The organism is Faecalibacillus sp. H12 (genome assembly GCF_013361255.1).
Classification (GTDB): Bacteria; Bacillota_I; Bacilli_A; order Erysipelotrichales; family Coprobacillaceae; genus Faecalibacillus; species Faecalibacillus intestinalis.
Window position 1 is genome coordinate 1 of sequence record NZ_JABWDK010000018.1, and the last position, 18,909, is coordinate 18,909.

The following is an 18,909-nucleotide window of genomic DNA, read 5'->3' on the forward strand; positions in this document are numbered from 1 at the left end:
ATCAAAGCAACAATAGATTTTGCATTAGATAGAGAAGATTTACATGATCAAGTAAGTAAACATATTCAAGATATTGTCAATAATAAGTAGTGATAGGAAGGTAATTTAAATTGGATATATATCAAACGGTTATTTCTCATTACCCTCATTGGAGTAAAATAGAATTAATTGCTGTAGTTATAGTAATGATTATAAGTTTTATTATTTTAGAAAGATTTTATAAAAAAGATAAAATAAATAAAATACAAATGTTTTTTTGTATTTTATTTATTATCTATTTATTACATGTTTATGGATCTACTGTTTTTTCTAGATTACCAAGTAAAAGAATATGTAAGTTAGAAGTATTTTGGTCATGGAAAGAAATATTAAATTCAATGAATACGACATATCCAAAGTATGAATTGTTCTTGGAGAATATATTAAATGTTATTATGCTTTTACCTTTAGGTATCTTTTTACCATTAGTATATGGTAAAAAGATAAATTGGAAGGTAGGTTTATTGATAGGTTTTTGTATTTCTTTTTCTATTGAATTGATGCAATTGGTTTTATGTAGAGGAATGTTTGATGTTGATGATATTATTCATAATAGTTTGGGTTTTTTAATAGGAATAGTGATTATTAACAAAGTATTATTAATGAATAAAATAAGCTAGCAGCCTTAAATTTAGAGGCTGCTTTTTTGCTATTTGATCTAAATTTTATGTTTACATTATTTGTATCTTGTACAATAATAAGATACAAATAATGACTAACAACCAAGGTTGGTAGAAAGGAAAAAGTATATTGTATAAATATACAGTATATTAGTAGTTAAAACATTGGATATATTTCAAACCATTATTTCTCATTATCCTAAATGGAGTAAAATAGAATTAATAACTGTAATTATTGTAATGATTATCAGTTTTATCATATTAGAAAGATATTATAAAAAGAATAAGATAACTAAAACACAAATGTGTTTTAGTATCTTATTTATTATTTATCTTTTACATGTTTATGGATCAACAGTATTTTCTAGATTACCAAGTACTAGAAAATATCAACTAGAAGTATTTTGGTCATGGAAAGAGATTATTCATCCTATAGGGAGATTGGGAACTGCTTCTAGATATGATTTATTATTAGAAAATATATTAAATATTGTTATGCTTTTACCAATTGGTATCTTTTTACCATTAGCATATGGTAAAAAGATAGATTGGAAGGTAGGGTTATTGATAGGTATTGGTATTTCTTTTTCTATTGAGTTATTGCAATTAGTTTTATGTAGAGGTTTATTTGAGTTTGATGATATTATTCATAATAGTTTAGGTTTTTTAATAGGTATATTGATAAGTAATAGAATATTAAGAAAAAGTTGTAAATAAAAGTAAATATATGTCATTCACGCACGAAAAGTAGCCGTTCGTGAACGAAAACAGTAAATAGATAACACAAGTTGTATAATAATATGTGTTATCTATTTATTTTTTTATAGAAATAAGAGCAAATATATGTAAAAGATTAGGAGGTTAAATATGAACCTAAAAAAATTTAAATTAACAAATTTCAGAAAATTTACAGAGAATAATAATGAAATAAATTTTGCATTAACAAGTGACTATGGTGAAGATGTAAATATTGCTCCTAAAACAACATTGATTATAGGACAAAATAATGGTGGAAAAACAACAGTTATTGAAGCTTTGAAAAGAGTTATAAATGGTATTGATTTAAAAGCAGAAGATTTTAATTTTGATTACTTAAGAGAATTATTGAATGGGTATAATGATAATAAAGATAAAATGATTTCGCCTGTTATTGAGTTTGAATTGACAATTCAAGTAGATATGGCTAGTAATGATTTACTAACAAATATTATTCCTTTATTAACAATAGGAGGTTTAGATTTTAATGAGTTAATTATTGAAGTAAAATGGGAAGTAGCAGATGAAGGAATATATCGTCAAAAAGTAAAGGACGTTTTAGAAAAAGATTATGATGAAAACCAAGAGTTTGCTAAATTTTTAGAATTAATAAATAACACGACTTTTAAATATACGTATTATAATTCGAATAAGGATTTAGTAAAGAATAATATTTTAAAGAAGTTAATAAATATAGAAGCCATTTCAGCAAATAATATTACAAGTAATGATTGTTTATCAAGGTCTTTTTCAAAAATAGTAGATTATCGATATAATCATTTAATAGATGAAAATAAAAAAATGGATGATATCGATAAAAAAATAGATGAAATCAATAAACAATTAACGGAATATTTAAAAGAAAATTATTCGGAATCCATTAATAAATCTTTAAAATCAATGCTATCATCAAAAAAATGTCAAATATTATTAAAAGTAGATATGAACTTCAATAATTTAATAAGCGATATTGTTAAATATGAATACATAGAAAAAGAAAAATTCATTCCTGAAAATCAGTTTGGATTAGGTTATACGAATCTTATGATGATTGTTGCTGACATTATTACATATATAGATAAATATCCAACTAGTAAATTTAATAGTCAAATTAATTTAATAGCAATTGAAGAACCCGAAACTTATATGCATCCTCAAATGCAAGAACTATTTATTAGACATATTAATAGAATGGTATCTTCTTTACTAAGTGAAGGGCATAAAAATGTAAATAGTCAAATAATTATAACAACGCATTCAGCACATATCTTAAATAGTAAAATTCATGAAGGAAATTCTTTTAATGATATAAATTATATTACAACTGAAAATAATAATTCAAAGAATGTAGCTTTAAATGATCAAATAATTCAGGGAAATAATGATAAAAAGAATTTTCAATATTTAAAAAAACATATTAAGTTTGGTGTTTCAGAAATGTTTTTCTCCGATGCTGTTATATTTGTTGAAGGTATTACAGAATATGTATTATTGAAACATGTGATGAAAGAAAATGAGGATTATAACAAATACTATATTAGCATCTTTTTACTCAATGGAGCATATGCACAAAAATATGAGAAATTAATAAAAATTTTAAATATTCCAGCATTAATAATTACAGATATTGATTTTAAAAGAGAAAATTTTGAAAAGAATAAAGATCAAGATGGACATGAAAAGAAATATCTACAAATGACTTATCCTGATTTAGAAAATAGAAAGAGCACAAATGGTTGTATTAAGCACTATTATGAAGATAAAACAGCAAAAGAAATAATAGATGGTGTTTATTATAAAAAGGACAATTTAATGGTTACATGCCAAAAAGACGAAATACAAGGATATTATGCTACAAGTTTTGAAGAAGCACTGATACTTACAAATTGTAATAATGATTCATTAAAAAAAGTAATAACAAGAGTTAATGGAAATTTAACTAAATGTGTTGAAGAAAATATGGAAAAAAGATCATATGAAATACAAATGAGATTGTCTAAATCTAAAGCTAAAAGTGAATTTGCAAATGAAATTCTTTATGAAGTTATAACAAATGATCAACATGGAATTGAACTTCCAAAGTATATTACAGATGGATTAGATTTTATTAAAGAAAAATTGGGTGAAAAAGATGAACTATGATAACTTAGATATTTCTGAAGAAGATAGAAAAAAAGAAATTCAAACAATTGAAAAAATTAAAGAGTGTATTGATAATGAAAGAAGTTGGATTTTTGATTCTGGGGCAGGGGCTGGAAAAACATATTCGCTCATTGAAACTTTAAAATATATTGTAGTGACAAATGAACGCAAATTGAAATTTAATAATCAAAAGGTAATTTGTATTACTTATACGAATGTTGCTGCAGATGAGATAAAAGAAAGATTAGGAAATACGCAGATAGTAGATGTCTCAACAATACATGAATATATTTGGGAAACAATATCGCCATATCAGCAATTATTAGTAAAGTATCATAGAAATAATTTAGAAGATATAATTAAAATATGTAAAAACGATTTAGAAAGTATGAAAGAATATGGTAGTTTAGAACAAAGTGAAAAAGATAATATAAAAAACATATTAGGTAATAACAAAAAAGAATATTATAAGATTAAAGGATCAAAAAAAGATGAATTATTTGATGAAGTTAGGAAATGGGGCATTTTAAATGAAAATGTGTTAAAGACAAAAAATGCATTTATCAATATAGCAGATAATTTAATAAAGATAGATAGTTATGAAAAGACAATTTCCTATATTGATGAAGAAAAAACAGGATATACACAAGTGAAATATGATGCTCGATTCAATTATGATAGATTAGATAAAATGTATATTAGTCATGATACTTTATTAGAATATGCGAATAGGATTCTTGATAAAAGTGATATATTAAAACAAATAATTTGTGATAAAAATCCATTTGTTTTGATTGATGAATATCAAGATACTGCAGAAGAAGTTGTTAGCTTTTTTAATAAAATATTAGACTATTCTAAGCAATTATCGCATCCATTTGTTTTAGGATATTATGGAGATACAAAGCAAAATATATATGAAAAAGGCATTGGAAAAAATATTTATAATTATTTACTGAATTTTGAATATATAAAAAAGGAATATAATAGACGATGTTCGCCTGAAATAATTAATGTTGCAAATGAAATAAGAAATGATTCTATTAAACAAAAATCTATCTATAGTAATTTTCCAAAGAGTGAGATTATTTTTTATAATATTAATAATTCACGAGAAGATGTTATTAACTATTTATGTACTAGATGGAAGATTTCAAAGGACAATAAATTGCATTGTTTTGAACTAAAAAATGAAATCGTTGCAGAAAGTAGTGGATTTAAAGAGTTTTATGAATTTTTTAAAAACTCAGATTATTATAAAAAATCAAATTATACAAGGTTATCCCAAGAAACAATGAGTAATGATATAAAAAAATTAGGGCCAATACAGAATTTATTATATAGAATCTTAGAATTTAAATACAAATTAGCAAATGAAAATACTTTATTAAGCAATATATTGATTAATTATAATTATCCATATAATACCATAAAGAAAATGATAGATGATATGAAAGGTTTAAATGGTGAAAACTTAAAAGAATACTTACAGGATTTTTTTGATTTAAGAAATAGTGATAAAAACATTAGAAAAGTTATTGATTCGATTTTTATCGAAGATATTGGATCATATGACGATTTGATAAATTATATTTGTAATACTTTATATAAAAGTGATGAAGAAATAAGCCAAGATAAGATAGATCAAGTTAATTCTTTTCTTGAAATGAATATAAGTGTTTATAATAATTGGTATAACTTCGTAAATGATATTAGTAATGAAAATGTTGAATATCATACGTACCATAGTACAAAGGGAAAAGAATTTGATAATGTAGTTATATTTATGAACCAAAGTTTTGGAAGAAGTAGAATTTCTTTTTCTAGTTTGTTTGAAAATATTTTAGAAACGTGTGAAGAAGATGATGAAAAAACAGAAAAAGCACGCAATTTACTTTATGTTGCTGTAACTAGAGCAACTAAAAATTTATGTATTGTTTATTTGGATTCACTATCACAAATTCAAAAATCAAATTTAGAAACAATATTTAATAACATTTATACAGATTTATTTTTAAAGTGAGTATACATATTAAAAAAATAGAATGATAAAGTTATTAAATGATAAATTATATCATATTGTAACTTTAGTTACGGGTTATTATTTTATTTAAACAGCAAAAATAAGGTGTCTAACTTATAATATAAAATAAATATATATTTATATTTAATATATTATGTTCATAGAAATAAAAAATATTTTGTAAGTTAACAGTAGATTTCAATTTAAATTGTAAAGTGCTTATGTAAAGATAGTGCAATTATGGAGGTGAATACAGTGTCTATATCAAAAAAATATCAAAAATTATATAGTAAATACATATGTGATGATTTTAAACAAGAGATTGCAATATATGATAAAGTAAATGAAATAAATTTTTTTCAACCATTAAGCCATAATTGCAAGGAAAAATGTGAAAATAAATGTAATCACCAATGTCATAAAAGTCTTGGTAAGTTAATGAGGAAAAATATTGTATTTTATTGTTATGGAGAAGATGAGATAGTAACTAATTTTGAAAATAAACTTTTTTCAAATTTAGAAAATGCTGTTAAGTATACATATAAAAATCGATTACCTGAACGCCAAGCTAATCAGGATGGGTTGCCAAGTGAAGTTTTATTAGATGCAATTATACAAACTATGATGCCAAATTCATATAAAATGGCTGTTAGGACAATATTTCGACAAAATGATAATAATGAAATAAAGGGTTATGATTTAACTTATTTTACTAATACAAACGGAAAAATAACAATTTGGTTGGGACAAGCCAAATTGGGAAGTATGCAGTATTGCAAAAATGGAATTTTAGATGATTTAAAAAATAAATTTACAAATTTATATATGGCGGATCAAATATATTTTTTAGCTGATAAACCTGTTGGGGTTACAGAAGAAGCACAACAAATTTTAAGTTTGTTAAGTAAATTGAATATGCGAAATATTGATGAAAGTGATGATAAACGATCAAAAATACTAATAGATTATTTGAAAATACAAAATATAGATATATGTATACCGTGTCTTTTAGCGTATAACAGAAAAAAAGTGTATGAAGATATTGAAAATTTGGAGAAAAAAATGAAATCTGAAATTGAATGGGCAAAAAAACATTTTGAAAAATCTTTTGATTTTGAAGGAATAGACCCGACATTAATTTTCATTATATTTCCAATAGAAGATATTGACGCTTTACGAGGAGATGAAGGATTCTATGCAGGATTACGTTAATTTACTTTTAGATGCAATAAATAATTATAACGAAGAAGATATAGATACTAAAAAGAAATTACGAGATTTAGTATGTGTAATTTCTGAAAATAATAATCTAAAAAAAGATCCGCTTATTAGAGAATTATTGTATACCGCTTCACATAAGATGCGTATTTTTGGCTATAATGTGCAAAATGGATTTTATAGAAATGATGTTTCGATGAAACAAAATTCATCAGAATTAACATATTTGCGTAATGAAAGTATTGTTAATAGGTATAAGTCTAAAGTTAGAATTAATAATATTCTTGATAAAAGTCAACAAGGTATCATTGATTTTTATCAATCATTGAATAAAAAAAGAATGTTAGTTAGTGCTCCTACTTCATACGGAAAAACTTTTATTATGAGAGAAATATTATTTTTGAATAAAGAAAGATATAATAATGTATTACTTGTATTTCCAACAGTAGCGCTATTACGAGAAAATGCACAAAATATGGAAGAATTAAATAAAGAAAAAGAAATGGGATACAACGTTATTAAATCTATTGATAGCGAAATAAATATTCATGAGCGAAATATTTTTGTATTTACTCCTGAAAGGGCAATGCAGTTACTAGCAAACTATCCAGATGTTAAGATAGATTTTTTCTTTTATGATGAAATGTATAAAATTGATGAAGATTATTTTAATGATGAGATGAATGATAGTTATGAAAAAATTCAGAAAAATAATCCATATACATATACGAATAAAACTTTTTTAGATGAAGCAAGAGCTAAAACTTTTCGTATATGTTTATACATTCTTTCTAAGAGGGTAGATGATTATTATTTAGCTGGTCCTAATATAAAAAAAGATAAATTCGGAGTTGGGATGAATAGATACATTGAAGCAAATAAAATTAAAATCAAAGAAATCGATTTTGAGCCCACAAAACGAATACAAGTAAAAGCATATGGCAAGACAATTGATGAGGATTATGATGATTTAACATATTTAGAGAAGCCTAGTTCTTTTGAACTAAGAAGTAAAGTAAATGATCGAATTTGTGATGTAGTTGACTATATTGAAAGAAGAGGATATGGAGCAACGATGTTGTACTGTACAACACCTTCTAAAGCAAACGAATATGCTACTAAGTTAGCGAAAAGTCATAAAGGTAAAATTATAGAAAATAATAGATTTAATATTTTTATTGAACATCTTAAAAGAAATTATAATATCAATAATTCTATTGAAGAATGGAGTTTTATAAAAATATTACAGATGGGTTTTGGAATGCATCATGGAAAAATGCCTAAGTATATTCAAAAGGAAGTTCTTGATTTATTTAACGAAGGAGTATTTGATTTATTATTCTGTACATCAACAATTGTTGAAGGGGTTAATACAAACGCAAAGAATATGGTTATATTAAATCACAAAAAAGGTGGTAGCGATTTAACAGTATTTGATTTTAAAAATATTATTGGAAGAGCAGGAAGGTATTATCATAATTTTGTTGGAAGATATTTTTTAGTTGATAAAGAGTTGAAAAAATTCGAAGAAGCTGAGGATTTGGAACTTAATTTTTCAACATATGATGAACAAATTTTGGATCCTATAGATATAGATAATGCAGAATATGAGGATCTCTCTTTTGACAATAAAATTCTTAAGAAAAAAAGAATGGACGAACAAAGAGGTTATAAATTACCAAATGATGTTTATGAAAAAAACAGATTAATAAGAAAAGAATATCAAGAAAAGTTACTGTGTTTTTTAATAGAAGATAGAGAACTATATGATAAATTTTATAAAAAAATAGGTTTTCATGATATATTGAAACAATTTACTGATTATAGTGCTATGAATACAGTACTTGATATTTTTTCTCAAGCAGGGTTACTTGAAGAAAAAATTGCTCGTATATATAAGGCAATATGTCATACATATTGTACTCAGGGTTTTCACGGATTGTTACAATATGAAATTAATAATGCTCAAAAAAATGAAAATAATAAAGATGAGAAAGCAAAAAACAAAAGTATTGATAGAGCATATATGGATGCATTCAAAAACCAAAAGGAAATTATTGAGCATAAAATACCTAAAATTCTAACGTTGTTTGAAACCATCTTTGTATATGCATCTTCAATTAAAGAAAAAAGTTTGAATAATTTTTCATTATCAAAAGTTACACGTTTTTTTGAAACAGGAGTGAAAAGCTATTTTGGAGAACAGTTAGTTGAATTTGGATTTCCAGTTGATGCAATAAAAAGAATTGAGGATTATAATGTAAAATTAATATCAATGGATATAGTGTTGAGTAAAAGCTATATTTTAGGACATTTGAATGATATTAAGACATTATTAGATGCATATGAAAAGGAATTGTTTGATAAAGCCATTAAGTCTATTTTTAGCTAATTTTATTTAAAAAGATATATTATTTCTAGTTACGAGGGGAAAATAAAATGGAAATTAAATTTAGTAGTATTCATAGTATTGATTTGGATCAAGGAAGTGTTAATTATAGGGATCATAAAAATGATTTTGAAGAGGCACTAAGTAGAATGCTTCAACAGATTAATATGCAAGAAAATTTAAAGAAATATATAGAAAAATCACAAGATACATTGGTTTTAAAAACTGCAAAAGAAGTTTGCAAAAAAATATATAAAAATGAACTAGATATAAATTCTTTTAATAAATATGCATATAAAATTGCATATCATCTATTGGAAATTGAATTATTTTTGGATGATAGACAACAAAAAACAATTGGAAATAGAATCCAAAGGGGAAGTTTGTTACAAGCAATTGTTTATAATGAAGAAAAGGAACGCTATGAATATTACCTTTCAAAGTTTGAACATGCTGAATTTTATAGTGAATTGGATTTTATAAAAACTATAGGAATACAAATAAAAAATACAAAAGTATATAAGTCATGTAGACTTATATTTAGTGTAAATGATGAAGATTGTATAGAATTCGAAGATGCTGAAGTTTATGTGAATAATAATGCAAAATATTGGAGTGGAGAATTTCTTGAGTTATCTGAAGCTAGTACAGATGAATATAATACGAAAACGTCTTTTAATGAAATAAGAAAATGTTTAAATATAAATGTTAAAAAGCAATATCCTGCTGATCATCCAATATTATTTAATGCTTTTTATGGATATTTTAAGAAAGAAAAGAGAACAATTAATTATTATGATATGTTAGATGAAATAATGGATGGTTACGTTGGAACTGATATGTCAAAAGATGATGTTGAAAGATTAAAGGCTAAATTAGAATCATTACCTAAAACAAAAAAATTTGATACACAATTTACTACAAATCCAGATGTTATTTCTGCAAAAATAAAACAAACATATGACGTTATTTCCGGTGTTGAATTAGTTTTGAACAGAAAAAATCAAATTGAAAATATAAAAGAAACTATTTCATCAGTAATTGAAAATGATGAAATGTACATAAAAATTAAAGTAACAGAACCTGATACGTTTAATGCTTTTAAGAGGAAGGAAGAGTAAAAATGCTAAAAAGTAATATCTTTTTCATTAATAAAAAACCTAATTATAGTGTAAATGAAACGTTAACAAAGGTAAATATTGTTGTAAAAGATATTGATTACATTATTGATAAGCAAGATATTATAAATCTTTTAAAATTAAAATTAGATAATGATAGCATAAAGTTAGTTGTAGATTCTAATGATGAAGATTTTAAAATTTTAAAGGAAGAAGATATTGATATAATAGATATGGAATATATTGAAAAAATAACTATTAATATAGAAAAAAATCCTGTTTATCATAATTTTAAAAAAATTGTTAATGTTTATGATATAAAATCATTTATTGAATTTTTAGATACACAATCTTATTTGAAATTAATGGAGAGTTTCAATATTTTATTAAAAAATGCTCAATATTTAATATTTAATTGTAATCAAGAAATATTAAAAACTCAAAATATTTCTATAGGAAATATTCGAAAAATTGATAAATATAATCGTCTTGAAAAAATAAATGCAATTGATAAAGAATTTAATTATAGAACTAGTACAAGTGTTAGTGATTTTAAGCTTTTACCAGAAGATTTTAAAATAGTAACAATTAATGAAATGGAAGAATTTAAAGAAATTAAGAAAAAATTTAATAAAATTACCGAATTGTTATCACTAGTCTATTTAACTGATTGTGTATTTGATGATAAAGATAATACGTATTATATGATTAATGGTATAAAATATACTTATACTAATTGTAAATGCTATGATATATATAATTGGGTATATCAGGAAAAGGACAATTATTTTGAAAAATTATATTTTACAAAAACTATTATAACGACTGTTTTTAATGGAATATTTAATAATAGTGTGTTAGCAGCATGTAAAGCAAATTATACATTATCATTAAAGAAAAATGTTGATAAATATTTTTATTTAAAAGAGAAATATGCAAAATTAATCATGGAAAATTGTGATAAATGTTCCGATATAATTAAGAGCTATATTGGTGATTTTACAAAAGATATTACTGCAATTTTCGGTTTTATTTTTACGGTAGTAATACTTAATATAGCAGGAAATAATAATTTGAAAGAAATTTTTGTTGGTGATATGAAAAAAGTAGTATATCTAATATTGTTTGGTTCTTACATTTCAGTAATTGTGTCTATTGCATTGAATGCTTTTAAAATGAACCAACTTGTTAAAGTAAATGAGCAATTAAAAAAGCAATATGATAGGCTATTTCCTGATGAAATAGGAAATGTTTTTGACGATGATTTTAATTCTATAAGAAAAAGAACAAATATTTTATCGATAATAATTGTATTTATTTGGTTGTTTATTATTACGGGAATGATAATAATTTTCAGAATTTATTTTTAAAATTAGGAACTAGTTATTGATAATATAGATGATATTTATAATTTGGTGTTGAATTTCGATAAGTAATCAAGACTGCAAAAAAATACAGAATATGATGTATCGTTTTCTTCATGAATGTTATGAGGAAGTAAGTGATTTATTATATATAAAAAGATAATTTAATAGAATTTTAGTAGGTAATTATTTTGTGATTTGAAATGAGGAAATAGTATGATAAAAGATTTATCCATATATACGGGACAGTTATGTTACAAAGATGTTGATTTTGAGTTTGTTTTTGATAGGAAAGAGTTAAGATTAATTCCACCTGTAGAAAAAATTGATAGAGATTGGTTAAAAAAACAAATTGTAAGAGGGCTCCTTACAGATAATATACCAATAATGAAAGAATCGTATTTAATAGGAAAATGTAATGAAAATAATAAAATAATAATTTTTATTACATAAAAAGATACACGAATTGATAATTATAATTCTGTTTTGGTTGTTAAATTGATAGGGTATATTTTATGTGACAGAGGAATAAATTATATAAATAGGGTTACTTTTAAAAGTCAGGAAATTAATTGTATTTATCCAATCAATCAGGCATATCAATTTATTTACGAAAAAATGGGGAAAGTATCATTAATAACAAAAGAATTTAATACAACACTTACGAAAGAACAAGAATTTGTAGTAAATAAAATAAAAGTAAAGTCTCATTTTTATATAACAACAAATACATGTAATACACTTATTGATAGCCCATTGTCTATAAATTCAGCATTGATTTTTGATTTTGAAAAAACAAATGATTATAAATTTATATTAAGGCTTTTTTATATTGCTAAACAATTTATACAATTTTTATGCTATAGAAGAGACGTTTATTTACCTAATGTTGATTTATATGCTCCTTATGAAAATGTTAAATATTTAAAATTTGCTACATTGCATATCATTGATGAATTACATTCTTGTGACTTGAATTCATTAAAAGAAAAACGATACATATCACAATCGCTAATTGTGGGATATGAAGGCAAGATTCTGGCAGATATTGCTGATAATTTGTTATATTTACGCCATTTGCCTGAAACATATAAATCTGGACGTTTAATTGACGCATCACGATTTATAATGATTATGGCAGCTTTTGAATGGGAGTTTAAAAGAATGTATCCTGATGGTATTCCTAAAGATAGTAATACAATTCAAATTGAAAATGAAGCGATGGAGGCAATTGAAGATCTAATAAATAAAAGTAAAGGAAAGTTAAAGAAAAAGTATAAGTTTTTAAAAAATTTAATTAGTTCTGACAATTTACAAAGTAAAATAATAAAAACAGGAAATGATTTCGATGATGCTATAGGAAATTTTGGAAAAAATCTATATGAACTTAATAATGAAATCTTAGATTATTCTAAAATGGGTGATCGTTTGGCTAATCAAAGAAATAATTTTGCACACGGAAATTTGAATAAGGATTTTATAGGTTTTTCTCTATTAGATTTAATTTATTTGGAATATATAATATATGCAATGCAATTAAGATATTATGGTATAAGTGACATAAATATACGAAAGGCAATAAATAATTTATTTAGGTTAAATTATTATATTGAATAATGATTTAAGTAATGAGGTATGGTATGTTACTTTTAGAAGTACTCAAGACATAAGGCTGAAAAAATTATAATCAATCACATATAAATAGAATTAATAGAAAGGAACGTATATTGTAAATGACTACTAAGATAAATTAGTTGCAATATACTAGGATAGTTTATGACAGGTATTTTATAGCCAGCGTTTCAAAAGTTTTATAGCGCATTAAGTAGCTTGGAAGCATTTGATAAAGAAAAAGATTTTTTGATAATATATCAAATCTTGATAAATTTTTTCTGAATATAGAAATATTACTTTCGTTATGAAAAAGTCCTTTACACACATTGAATATTTATCATTATATGAACAATATTTAAGAGAATATTTAACGGATCATTGGTTTGTAGAATCAAGAAATAGAATAACAAAAGAATTACCATTTTCATTACAAAAAAGAATAGAAATTACAGTTTATTATCCAAATAAAAGTGAATATATCTATTCTAATGTATTTATTGTAGAAAATGATATAAAGTTAGAAACTTTAATTGATTCTATTAGACATGAACTTACAAAAAAGAATCCAATCGAAGTATTTTTTTAGCAAAATTTACATTTTTTGAAACAAATAAAAAAATGAAGAGATAAATATTCTGTTACGATGCATTGAAGGAATAAATCAAATGAAAGATTTTTTAAACTTAATGTATAATAACATAGGAGACAAATGTAAACTTTGCGAAATACTAATAGAAAAAATAAATAATATACAGTTTAGTAGTAAACCAAATGATATGCTAACAATTAATGATTATATATTTTATCCAAATAAAAATATATTTTCACGAGGACAAAGATTAGCAGTATCATTTGGAATAAATAGTGAAGGGTTACAGCGTAAACTGTTATCTAGTTTTGTTAGTTTTTTTAAAATCAGTAATGATGATTATTTTGAAAAATTTGTATATATGAATTTAATATTTCAAACTGCTGATTTGATGCCTGTTAAGATGACGATATATAATGATGATACTTATACGTTTGATATTTTTCAAAGTGATATTAAAACTACATTTTATAGAAAAATTAATGAAACAGCACAGTTGATTTTAAACAGAAATGTCAAAGAAATTTATTTTATGGTTACATATACTCATACTTTGCTAAGTGAGAATATTTTTAATATGACAACAAGAGAAAGGCTTGAAATAAAACCCTAAAAATTAGCCAGAACTTGTTTACGATGTCAAAAATAGAGAAATAGATCAAGGTAAATTTGATTTTTATAAGTTGATTATTGATAAAACAAAGAATTTATAGAATGATTTGACACTTTGGCTATATGTTTTTCCAAAGGATAAAATAAGTTGTTTATTAAATCAAAATATATCTATTCTTCTCTATTTTGCAAACAACATTGCAGTTTGCTTTGATCAACAAGATATTTATACAAATTATTTTATTAATAAATATTATTCAATGTATGGTGAAGAAAATTTATCTGAATTAGATTTTTTGACTTATGTCAAAAAGAATATACAAAGAAATTATTTGATGGCAAAACGAGTAAGAGTGTAAAAAATAAAAAAGATTATCAAAAAGCAGTAAAATATTTAGAAAATTTTATTAAAATTTTTAAAAATGATTTAAAAGAGATAATCATAGATAAAAAGGAAGATGAAGACTTTTATATTTGTAATCTTGTTAAGAAATGTAATGGTTATGATATTTCTTTTTAATTTGAAAGTATTAGTATTAAAAAACTCATTCAGCTATTTGTTTATGTAAAAGAAATGGCATTAGGAGGAATTATTTTTATTGATGAGTTAGATACTAATTTACAAGATGTTTATTATATGTCTTATTAGAATATCTAATGAATTATGGAGAAGGACAATTATGTTTTACAACATATAATATAGGATCAATGGATTTATTAAAATAAGCAGTTTATAGAATTTTTATCAATGAATCATCAAATCTATTCATGGAAAAGAAACGAATATTATTTGCTATCTAAATTATGTAAAGAAGGAATGATAGAAGGTTCACTATTTAATATTGAAGCTATTGATTTTATTGGTATAATTGATTTAAGTGAGGAAGAATGATATGGAGTTACAATTTATTCTTTATGTAGAAATAAATAGAAAAAAATCAGGTGGATTATATTTATATAAAGTAAACTATTGAATATTTCTATAAGTTTGATTTTATACAGGTGAAAATTTCACCTGTATATATGAATGGTAAAATGAAAAAACTATTAATAAACTTATAAAGAAATATGAAAGTATGTCTTCAAATAATAAAAGTATTGGAATCTAAATTTTAAAATAGAAGATGAAAAGTTTTTAAAAAAAGTAAAAAATATTGTGAAGTTAATGGATATTATTTTGGGTGGTTTTGTAAAGATATAGAAAGAGATTATCTAGGAAAAAATGTATAAATAATATTTTTCTAATGATACAAGTAATATATGTCTTTTATTGGATAAAGTTATTAAAAAAATTAAAGCGACAACTATTAATATAATGACGCTTTTTTTGATTGATTTCATATTTAAAAATATTTTAACGATCTATTTTATGAATATAATCAATTAAATCTTGTATTTCCTTTGGATAAGTTAAATGACTATTTAAAACTTTTTTACCTAACTCATAGATTAGCTTGTCTTTTGATTTAGATGAACCAATATGATAAAAGTCTTTTACTTCCTGACTACAAATAAGATTTTCTTGTCTTAATTGATTAATTAAACAAAGTCCTTCAATCGATTTAACACGACTTAAGGCAACATAGAGTTGGCCATTATCAAATGAATAAGGAATAAGATTGACTTGATCATAAGTTTGACCTTGGCTTTTATGCATTGTAATAGCGTAAGCAAGTTTTAAAGGAATTTGATAAAAAGCACCTACTTTTTCTTTAGATAAATGATTATCTTCAATATCTCCTTCTTTTCTTTTAGAAAGTACATAGTTTTCTATGGCCCATTCATGATAACCAAAGGTTACAAGTGTTTTATTTGTATCTAAGAGAACGGTAACACTTTCATCTTCTAATTTATAAACTTTTCCAAATGAACCATTTTGATAAAGATTTTGTTCTGTATCGTTAATTAAAACCATCACACGAGCACCAATTTTTAAATGAAGTTCATCTAGAGTAGGTTTATCAGAATTTTTAACATCACCAACAATTCTTGAATGATAGACTTTAGCTTTGTAAGGTATTTTAGAAAGTCTATCATGATTGATTTGTTCAGCTTTTCTATTAGTTGCTGTAAGAATAATACCATTTTCAAAAAGAGTCTTTTGACAATGCGTATTAAAATAATGAACACATGAATAATCACCAATACGTGCTTTATTCAGTTCATGAATAAATTCAGGATTCTTTTGTCGTATGACTTGTTTTAATTCAACTGTTTGAAAATTTAAATCTTGTCAGTTTGTTGATTCAAAAGCATAACCTTTATGATAATTTTCATAAATTTCTTTTAATACTTCTAAATCATTATCTGTAGTAACAGGAGGTAGTTGGAAAAAGTCTCCAACAACGACGATTTGTTTACGAGATAATGAGTTTTCTTCTGCTTTCATAATTGTTCTTACAACAAAATCAAATAGATCAATACGACACATACTGATTTCATCAATAATAATAATATCACTTTCTTTTACCACTTGAGGAACTTTTTTAATATGTTTAACTACTTGAGGCTCTGGAGATACTTGAAAACAACGATGGATGGTAACACCTTGAATATTAATAGCAGCAATACCGGTAGGAGCACAAACAATAACATTTTTATTTTGTTTTTCCATTTCATTAATAAAAAGTTGTAAAACAAAAGATTTACCAGTACCTGCGCCACCTGTTAAAAAAACATTATTTCCAGATAATAATTGTTGATAAGTAAGCGCCAAATAAAATAGTGTATTTAAAAAAGTCGATTGAATTGATATAATAATCAATTTAGTCGGCTTTTATTTCAAATTCTTCTTTTATCTCTTCACTCCATGGTAAGAACCAGTCCAGTCTTCCTGGATCTTCAACCAGATTTTGTTGAGGTAAATAATCCAGGATGAATTCAATATAATCGTATGGATTAAGTTTATTGGATTTAGCTGTTTCAATCAGGCTGAATACTGCTGCACTTGCTTCAGCTCCTTTAGTAGAAGTTGAAAACAGCCAGTTCTTTCGACCAACTGTAAATGGTCTGATTGTACGTTCATATAATGAATTTGTCATAGGTACAAGACCATCTTCTAAAAATGAACGCAGTCCTGCCTCGTAATTCAAGGCATATTGTATAGCCCTTCCTGTTTTAGAAGCAGTTAACACCTTGTTTTGGTTATATTTGCACCATGAAAAGAAGTCATCAACTAATGGCTTTGATTTTTCTTGACGTATTTTTGCCTTTTTATCAGGTGATAATGTTTCGATTTGTTTTTCTATCGCAAACAGTCTGGCTATTTTTTCAACAGCTGTATTTGCGAGGGTATCTGATGCATTCTTCATATCTACAGGCAAAGCATCATAGAATTTCCTTCTGGCATGTGCCCAACAGTAAGCATTAGTCACACCATCTATATGGTTATATCCATAATAACCATCAGTGATGATAGTACCACCAAATCCTTTCAAAAATTCTTGAGGATTGGTTGCTTTTCTGTCAGGTCTGTAATCAAATATCTTAACAGGTCTTTTGCTTTCTTTGATACTTGAATATACCCACATGTACGATTTGGAAGTAGCCTTCTTACCTGGTTCATTCAATACCTGAACTGGCGTTTCATCACAATGTATGTGTGATTCCTTCATCATCAGTTCGTGCATCCTGTTCACCAATGGAATGAAATATTCCTTGGTGGCAATAATGATCCAGTTGGCCATGGTCGTTCTTGACAGCTCCATTCCTAATCGTTTCCATTCTGATTCCTGTCTGTATAAAGGCATATGATTTACATATTTATCGATAATCACTTGTGACAGTACACTTGGCGATGTATATGAATGTGGAACAACTGGTTGAGGTGTTCCTGCTTTAAGCATTACTGCCTTTCCTTTTTTTCTGCAGTTTCGACATTCATATGTTTTTCGATAAATATCTTTTACATAGAGTTTGGCTGGTTCATAAATAACTTCATGTCTTACAAACTCTTCACCCACATAAGATAGTTTAGAGCCACATTCCTCACATACTCTGTCTTTTTCATCAATATCATAAACTTTTTTTACATGTTTAAGATTGTCTAATTTGATATCAATTTTCCCTTTTTGTTTCTTTTTGGCTCTGGTATATGAGATATCTTCAAGCAGTTCAGGTTCACATTCATTTTCTGCTTCATCAAAAAGAGAAAGCTGATCCATAGAATGTGTTATCTTTTCACTCTTGGTACCAAACAGCTTTCTCTTTAAATAGGCATTTTCTTCACGCAAAAGTTCATTGTTGTTTTTTAAGTATTCATTTTCAGCTTTCAAACTGTCAATCGTACTGTTCAAAGATGCAATCGTAGCTTTCAATTCTTCAATAGAATGTGACAGGTTAGCCATTATCAAAGCTAAATTTTCAACTGTATCAGCCATCAAAAGCACCTCCATTTCATACATCTATTATACCATAAACAGGCAT

The 18,909-nt window shown here is 24.9% G+C and carries 17 protein-coding genes; 14 read left to right on the forward strand and 3 right to left on the reverse strand.

Annotated elements, in window-relative coordinates; genetic code table 11:
* The first annotated feature begins 110 nt into the window (after positions 1-110).
* The 14 genes from HUU89_RS10540 (at position 111) to HUU89_RS10605 (ending at position 15,376) form a co-directional block, all read left to right on the forward strand.
* Positions 111-659 (forward strand): VanZ family protein, encoded by a 549-nt coding sequence (locus tag HUU89_RS10540; protein WP_175301720.1) that lies wholly within the window; start codon positions 111-113, stop codon positions 657-659.
* A 165-nt stretch (positions 660-824) separates the two neighbouring features.
* The gene (locus HUU89_RS10545) at positions 825-1,376 is read left to right on the forward strand and encodes a VanZ family protein (protein ID WP_217498474.1); all 552 of its coding nucleotides are present in this window, start codon (positions 825-827) and stop codon (positions 1,374-1,376) included.
* A 150-nt stretch (positions 1,377-1,526) separates the two neighbouring features.
* A complete protein-coding gene (locus tag HUU89_RS10550; protein ID WP_175301721.1) occupies positions 1,527-3,557 on the forward strand; it encodes an ATP-dependent nuclease in 2,031 nt (676 codons plus the stop codon).
* Entirely contained in the window at positions 3,547-5,580 is a 2,034-nt protein-coding gene (locus tag HUU89_RS10555; RefSeq protein ID WP_175301722.1) for a UvrD-helicase domain-containing protein, read from the forward strand. The genes HUU89_RS10550 and HUU89_RS10555 overlap by 11 nt, the downstream gene beginning before the upstream one ends.
* Before the next feature lie 255 nt (positions 5,581-5,835).
* Positions 5,836-6,792, forward strand: coding sequence for a Hachiman antiphage defense system protein HamA (locus tag HUU89_RS10560; RefSeq protein WP_175301723.1), 957 nt, complete (start codon positions 5,836-5,838; stop codon positions 6,790-6,792).
* The gene (locus tag HUU89_RS10565) at positions 6,776-9,190 is read left to right on the forward strand and encodes a DEAD/DEAH box helicase (RefSeq protein WP_175301724.1); all 2,415 of its coding nucleotides are present in this window, start codon (positions 6,776-6,778) and stop codon (positions 9,188-9,190) included. The genes HUU89_RS10560 and HUU89_RS10565 overlap by 17 nt, the downstream gene beginning before the upstream one ends.
* Before the next feature lie 47 nt (positions 9,191-9,237).
* Positions 9,238-10,308, forward strand: a complete 1,071-nt coding sequence (locus HUU89_RS10570; RefSeq protein ID WP_175301725.1) for a hypothetical protein — start codon at positions 9,238-9,240, stop codon at positions 10,306-10,308.
* 2 nt (positions 10,309-10,310) lie between these two features.
* Positions 10,311-11,675 (forward strand): hypothetical protein, encoded by a 1,365-nt coding sequence (locus HUU89_RS10575; RefSeq protein ID WP_175301726.1) that lies wholly within the window; start codon positions 10,311-10,313, stop codon positions 11,673-11,675.
* 210 nt (positions 11,676-11,885) lie between these two features.
* Entirely contained in the window at positions 11,886-12,122 is a 237-nt protein-coding gene (locus HUU89_RS10580; protein WP_175301727.1) for a hypothetical protein, read from the forward strand.
* Between the two features lie 33 nt (positions 12,123-12,155).
* Positions 12,156-13,286 carry a hypothetical protein gene (locus tag HUU89_RS10585; protein ID WP_175301728.1) on the forward strand — a complete coding sequence of 377 codons (1,131 nt, stop codon included), beginning with the start codon at positions 12,156-12,158 and terminating at the stop codon, positions 13,284-13,286.
* A gap of 301 nt (positions 13,287-13,587) precedes the next feature.
* Positions 13,588-13,869 (forward strand): hypothetical protein, encoded by a 282-nt coding sequence (locus tag HUU89_RS10590; RefSeq protein WP_175301729.1) that lies wholly within the window; start codon positions 13,588-13,590, stop codon positions 13,867-13,869.
* A gap of 79 nt (positions 13,870-13,948) precedes the next feature.
* Positions 13,949-14,485, forward strand: a complete 537-nt coding sequence (locus tag HUU89_RS10595; protein ID WP_175301730.1) for a hypothetical protein — start codon at positions 13,949-13,951, stop codon at positions 14,483-14,485.
* Between the two features lie 106 nt (positions 14,486-14,591).
* On the forward strand, positions 14,592-14,843 hold the full coding sequence (locus HUU89_RS10600; RefSeq protein ID WP_175301731.1) for a hypothetical protein: 252 nt from the start codon (positions 14,592-14,594) through the stop codon (positions 14,841-14,843).
* A 389-nt stretch (positions 14,844-15,232) separates the two neighbouring features.
* The gene (locus HUU89_RS10605) at positions 15,233-15,376 is read left to right on the forward strand and encodes a hypothetical protein (RefSeq protein WP_175301732.1); all 144 of its coding nucleotides are present in this window, start codon (positions 15,233-15,235) and stop codon (positions 15,374-15,376) included.
* A 462-nt stretch (positions 15,377-15,838) separates the two neighbouring features.
* Here the strand turns inward: HUU89_RS10605 and HUU89_RS10610 are convergent, their stop codons facing one another.
* The 3 genes from HUU89_RS10610 to tnpC form a co-directional block, all read right to left on the reverse strand.
* The gene (locus HUU89_RS10610) at positions 15,839-16,399 is read right to left on the reverse strand and encodes a helicase C-terminal domain-containing protein (protein ID WP_175301733.1); all 561 of its coding nucleotides are present in this window, start codon (positions 16,397-16,399) and stop codon (positions 15,839-15,841) included.
* A gap of 318 nt (positions 16,400-16,717) precedes the next feature.
* Positions 16,718-17,248: an AAA family ATPase gene (locus tag HUU89_RS10615; protein ID WP_175301734.1), complete on the reverse strand. Its 531-nt coding sequence runs from the start codon at positions 17,246-17,248 to the stop codon at positions 16,718-16,720.
* A gap of 1 nt (position 17,249) precedes the next feature.
* Complete coding sequence (gene tnpC / locus HUU89_RS10620) at positions 17,250-18,830, reverse strand: IS66 family transposase (RefSeq protein WP_175301735.1); 1,581 nt, start codon at positions 18,828-18,830, stop codon at positions 17,250-17,252.
* Between the last annotated feature and the right edge of the window lie 79 nt (positions 18,831-18,909).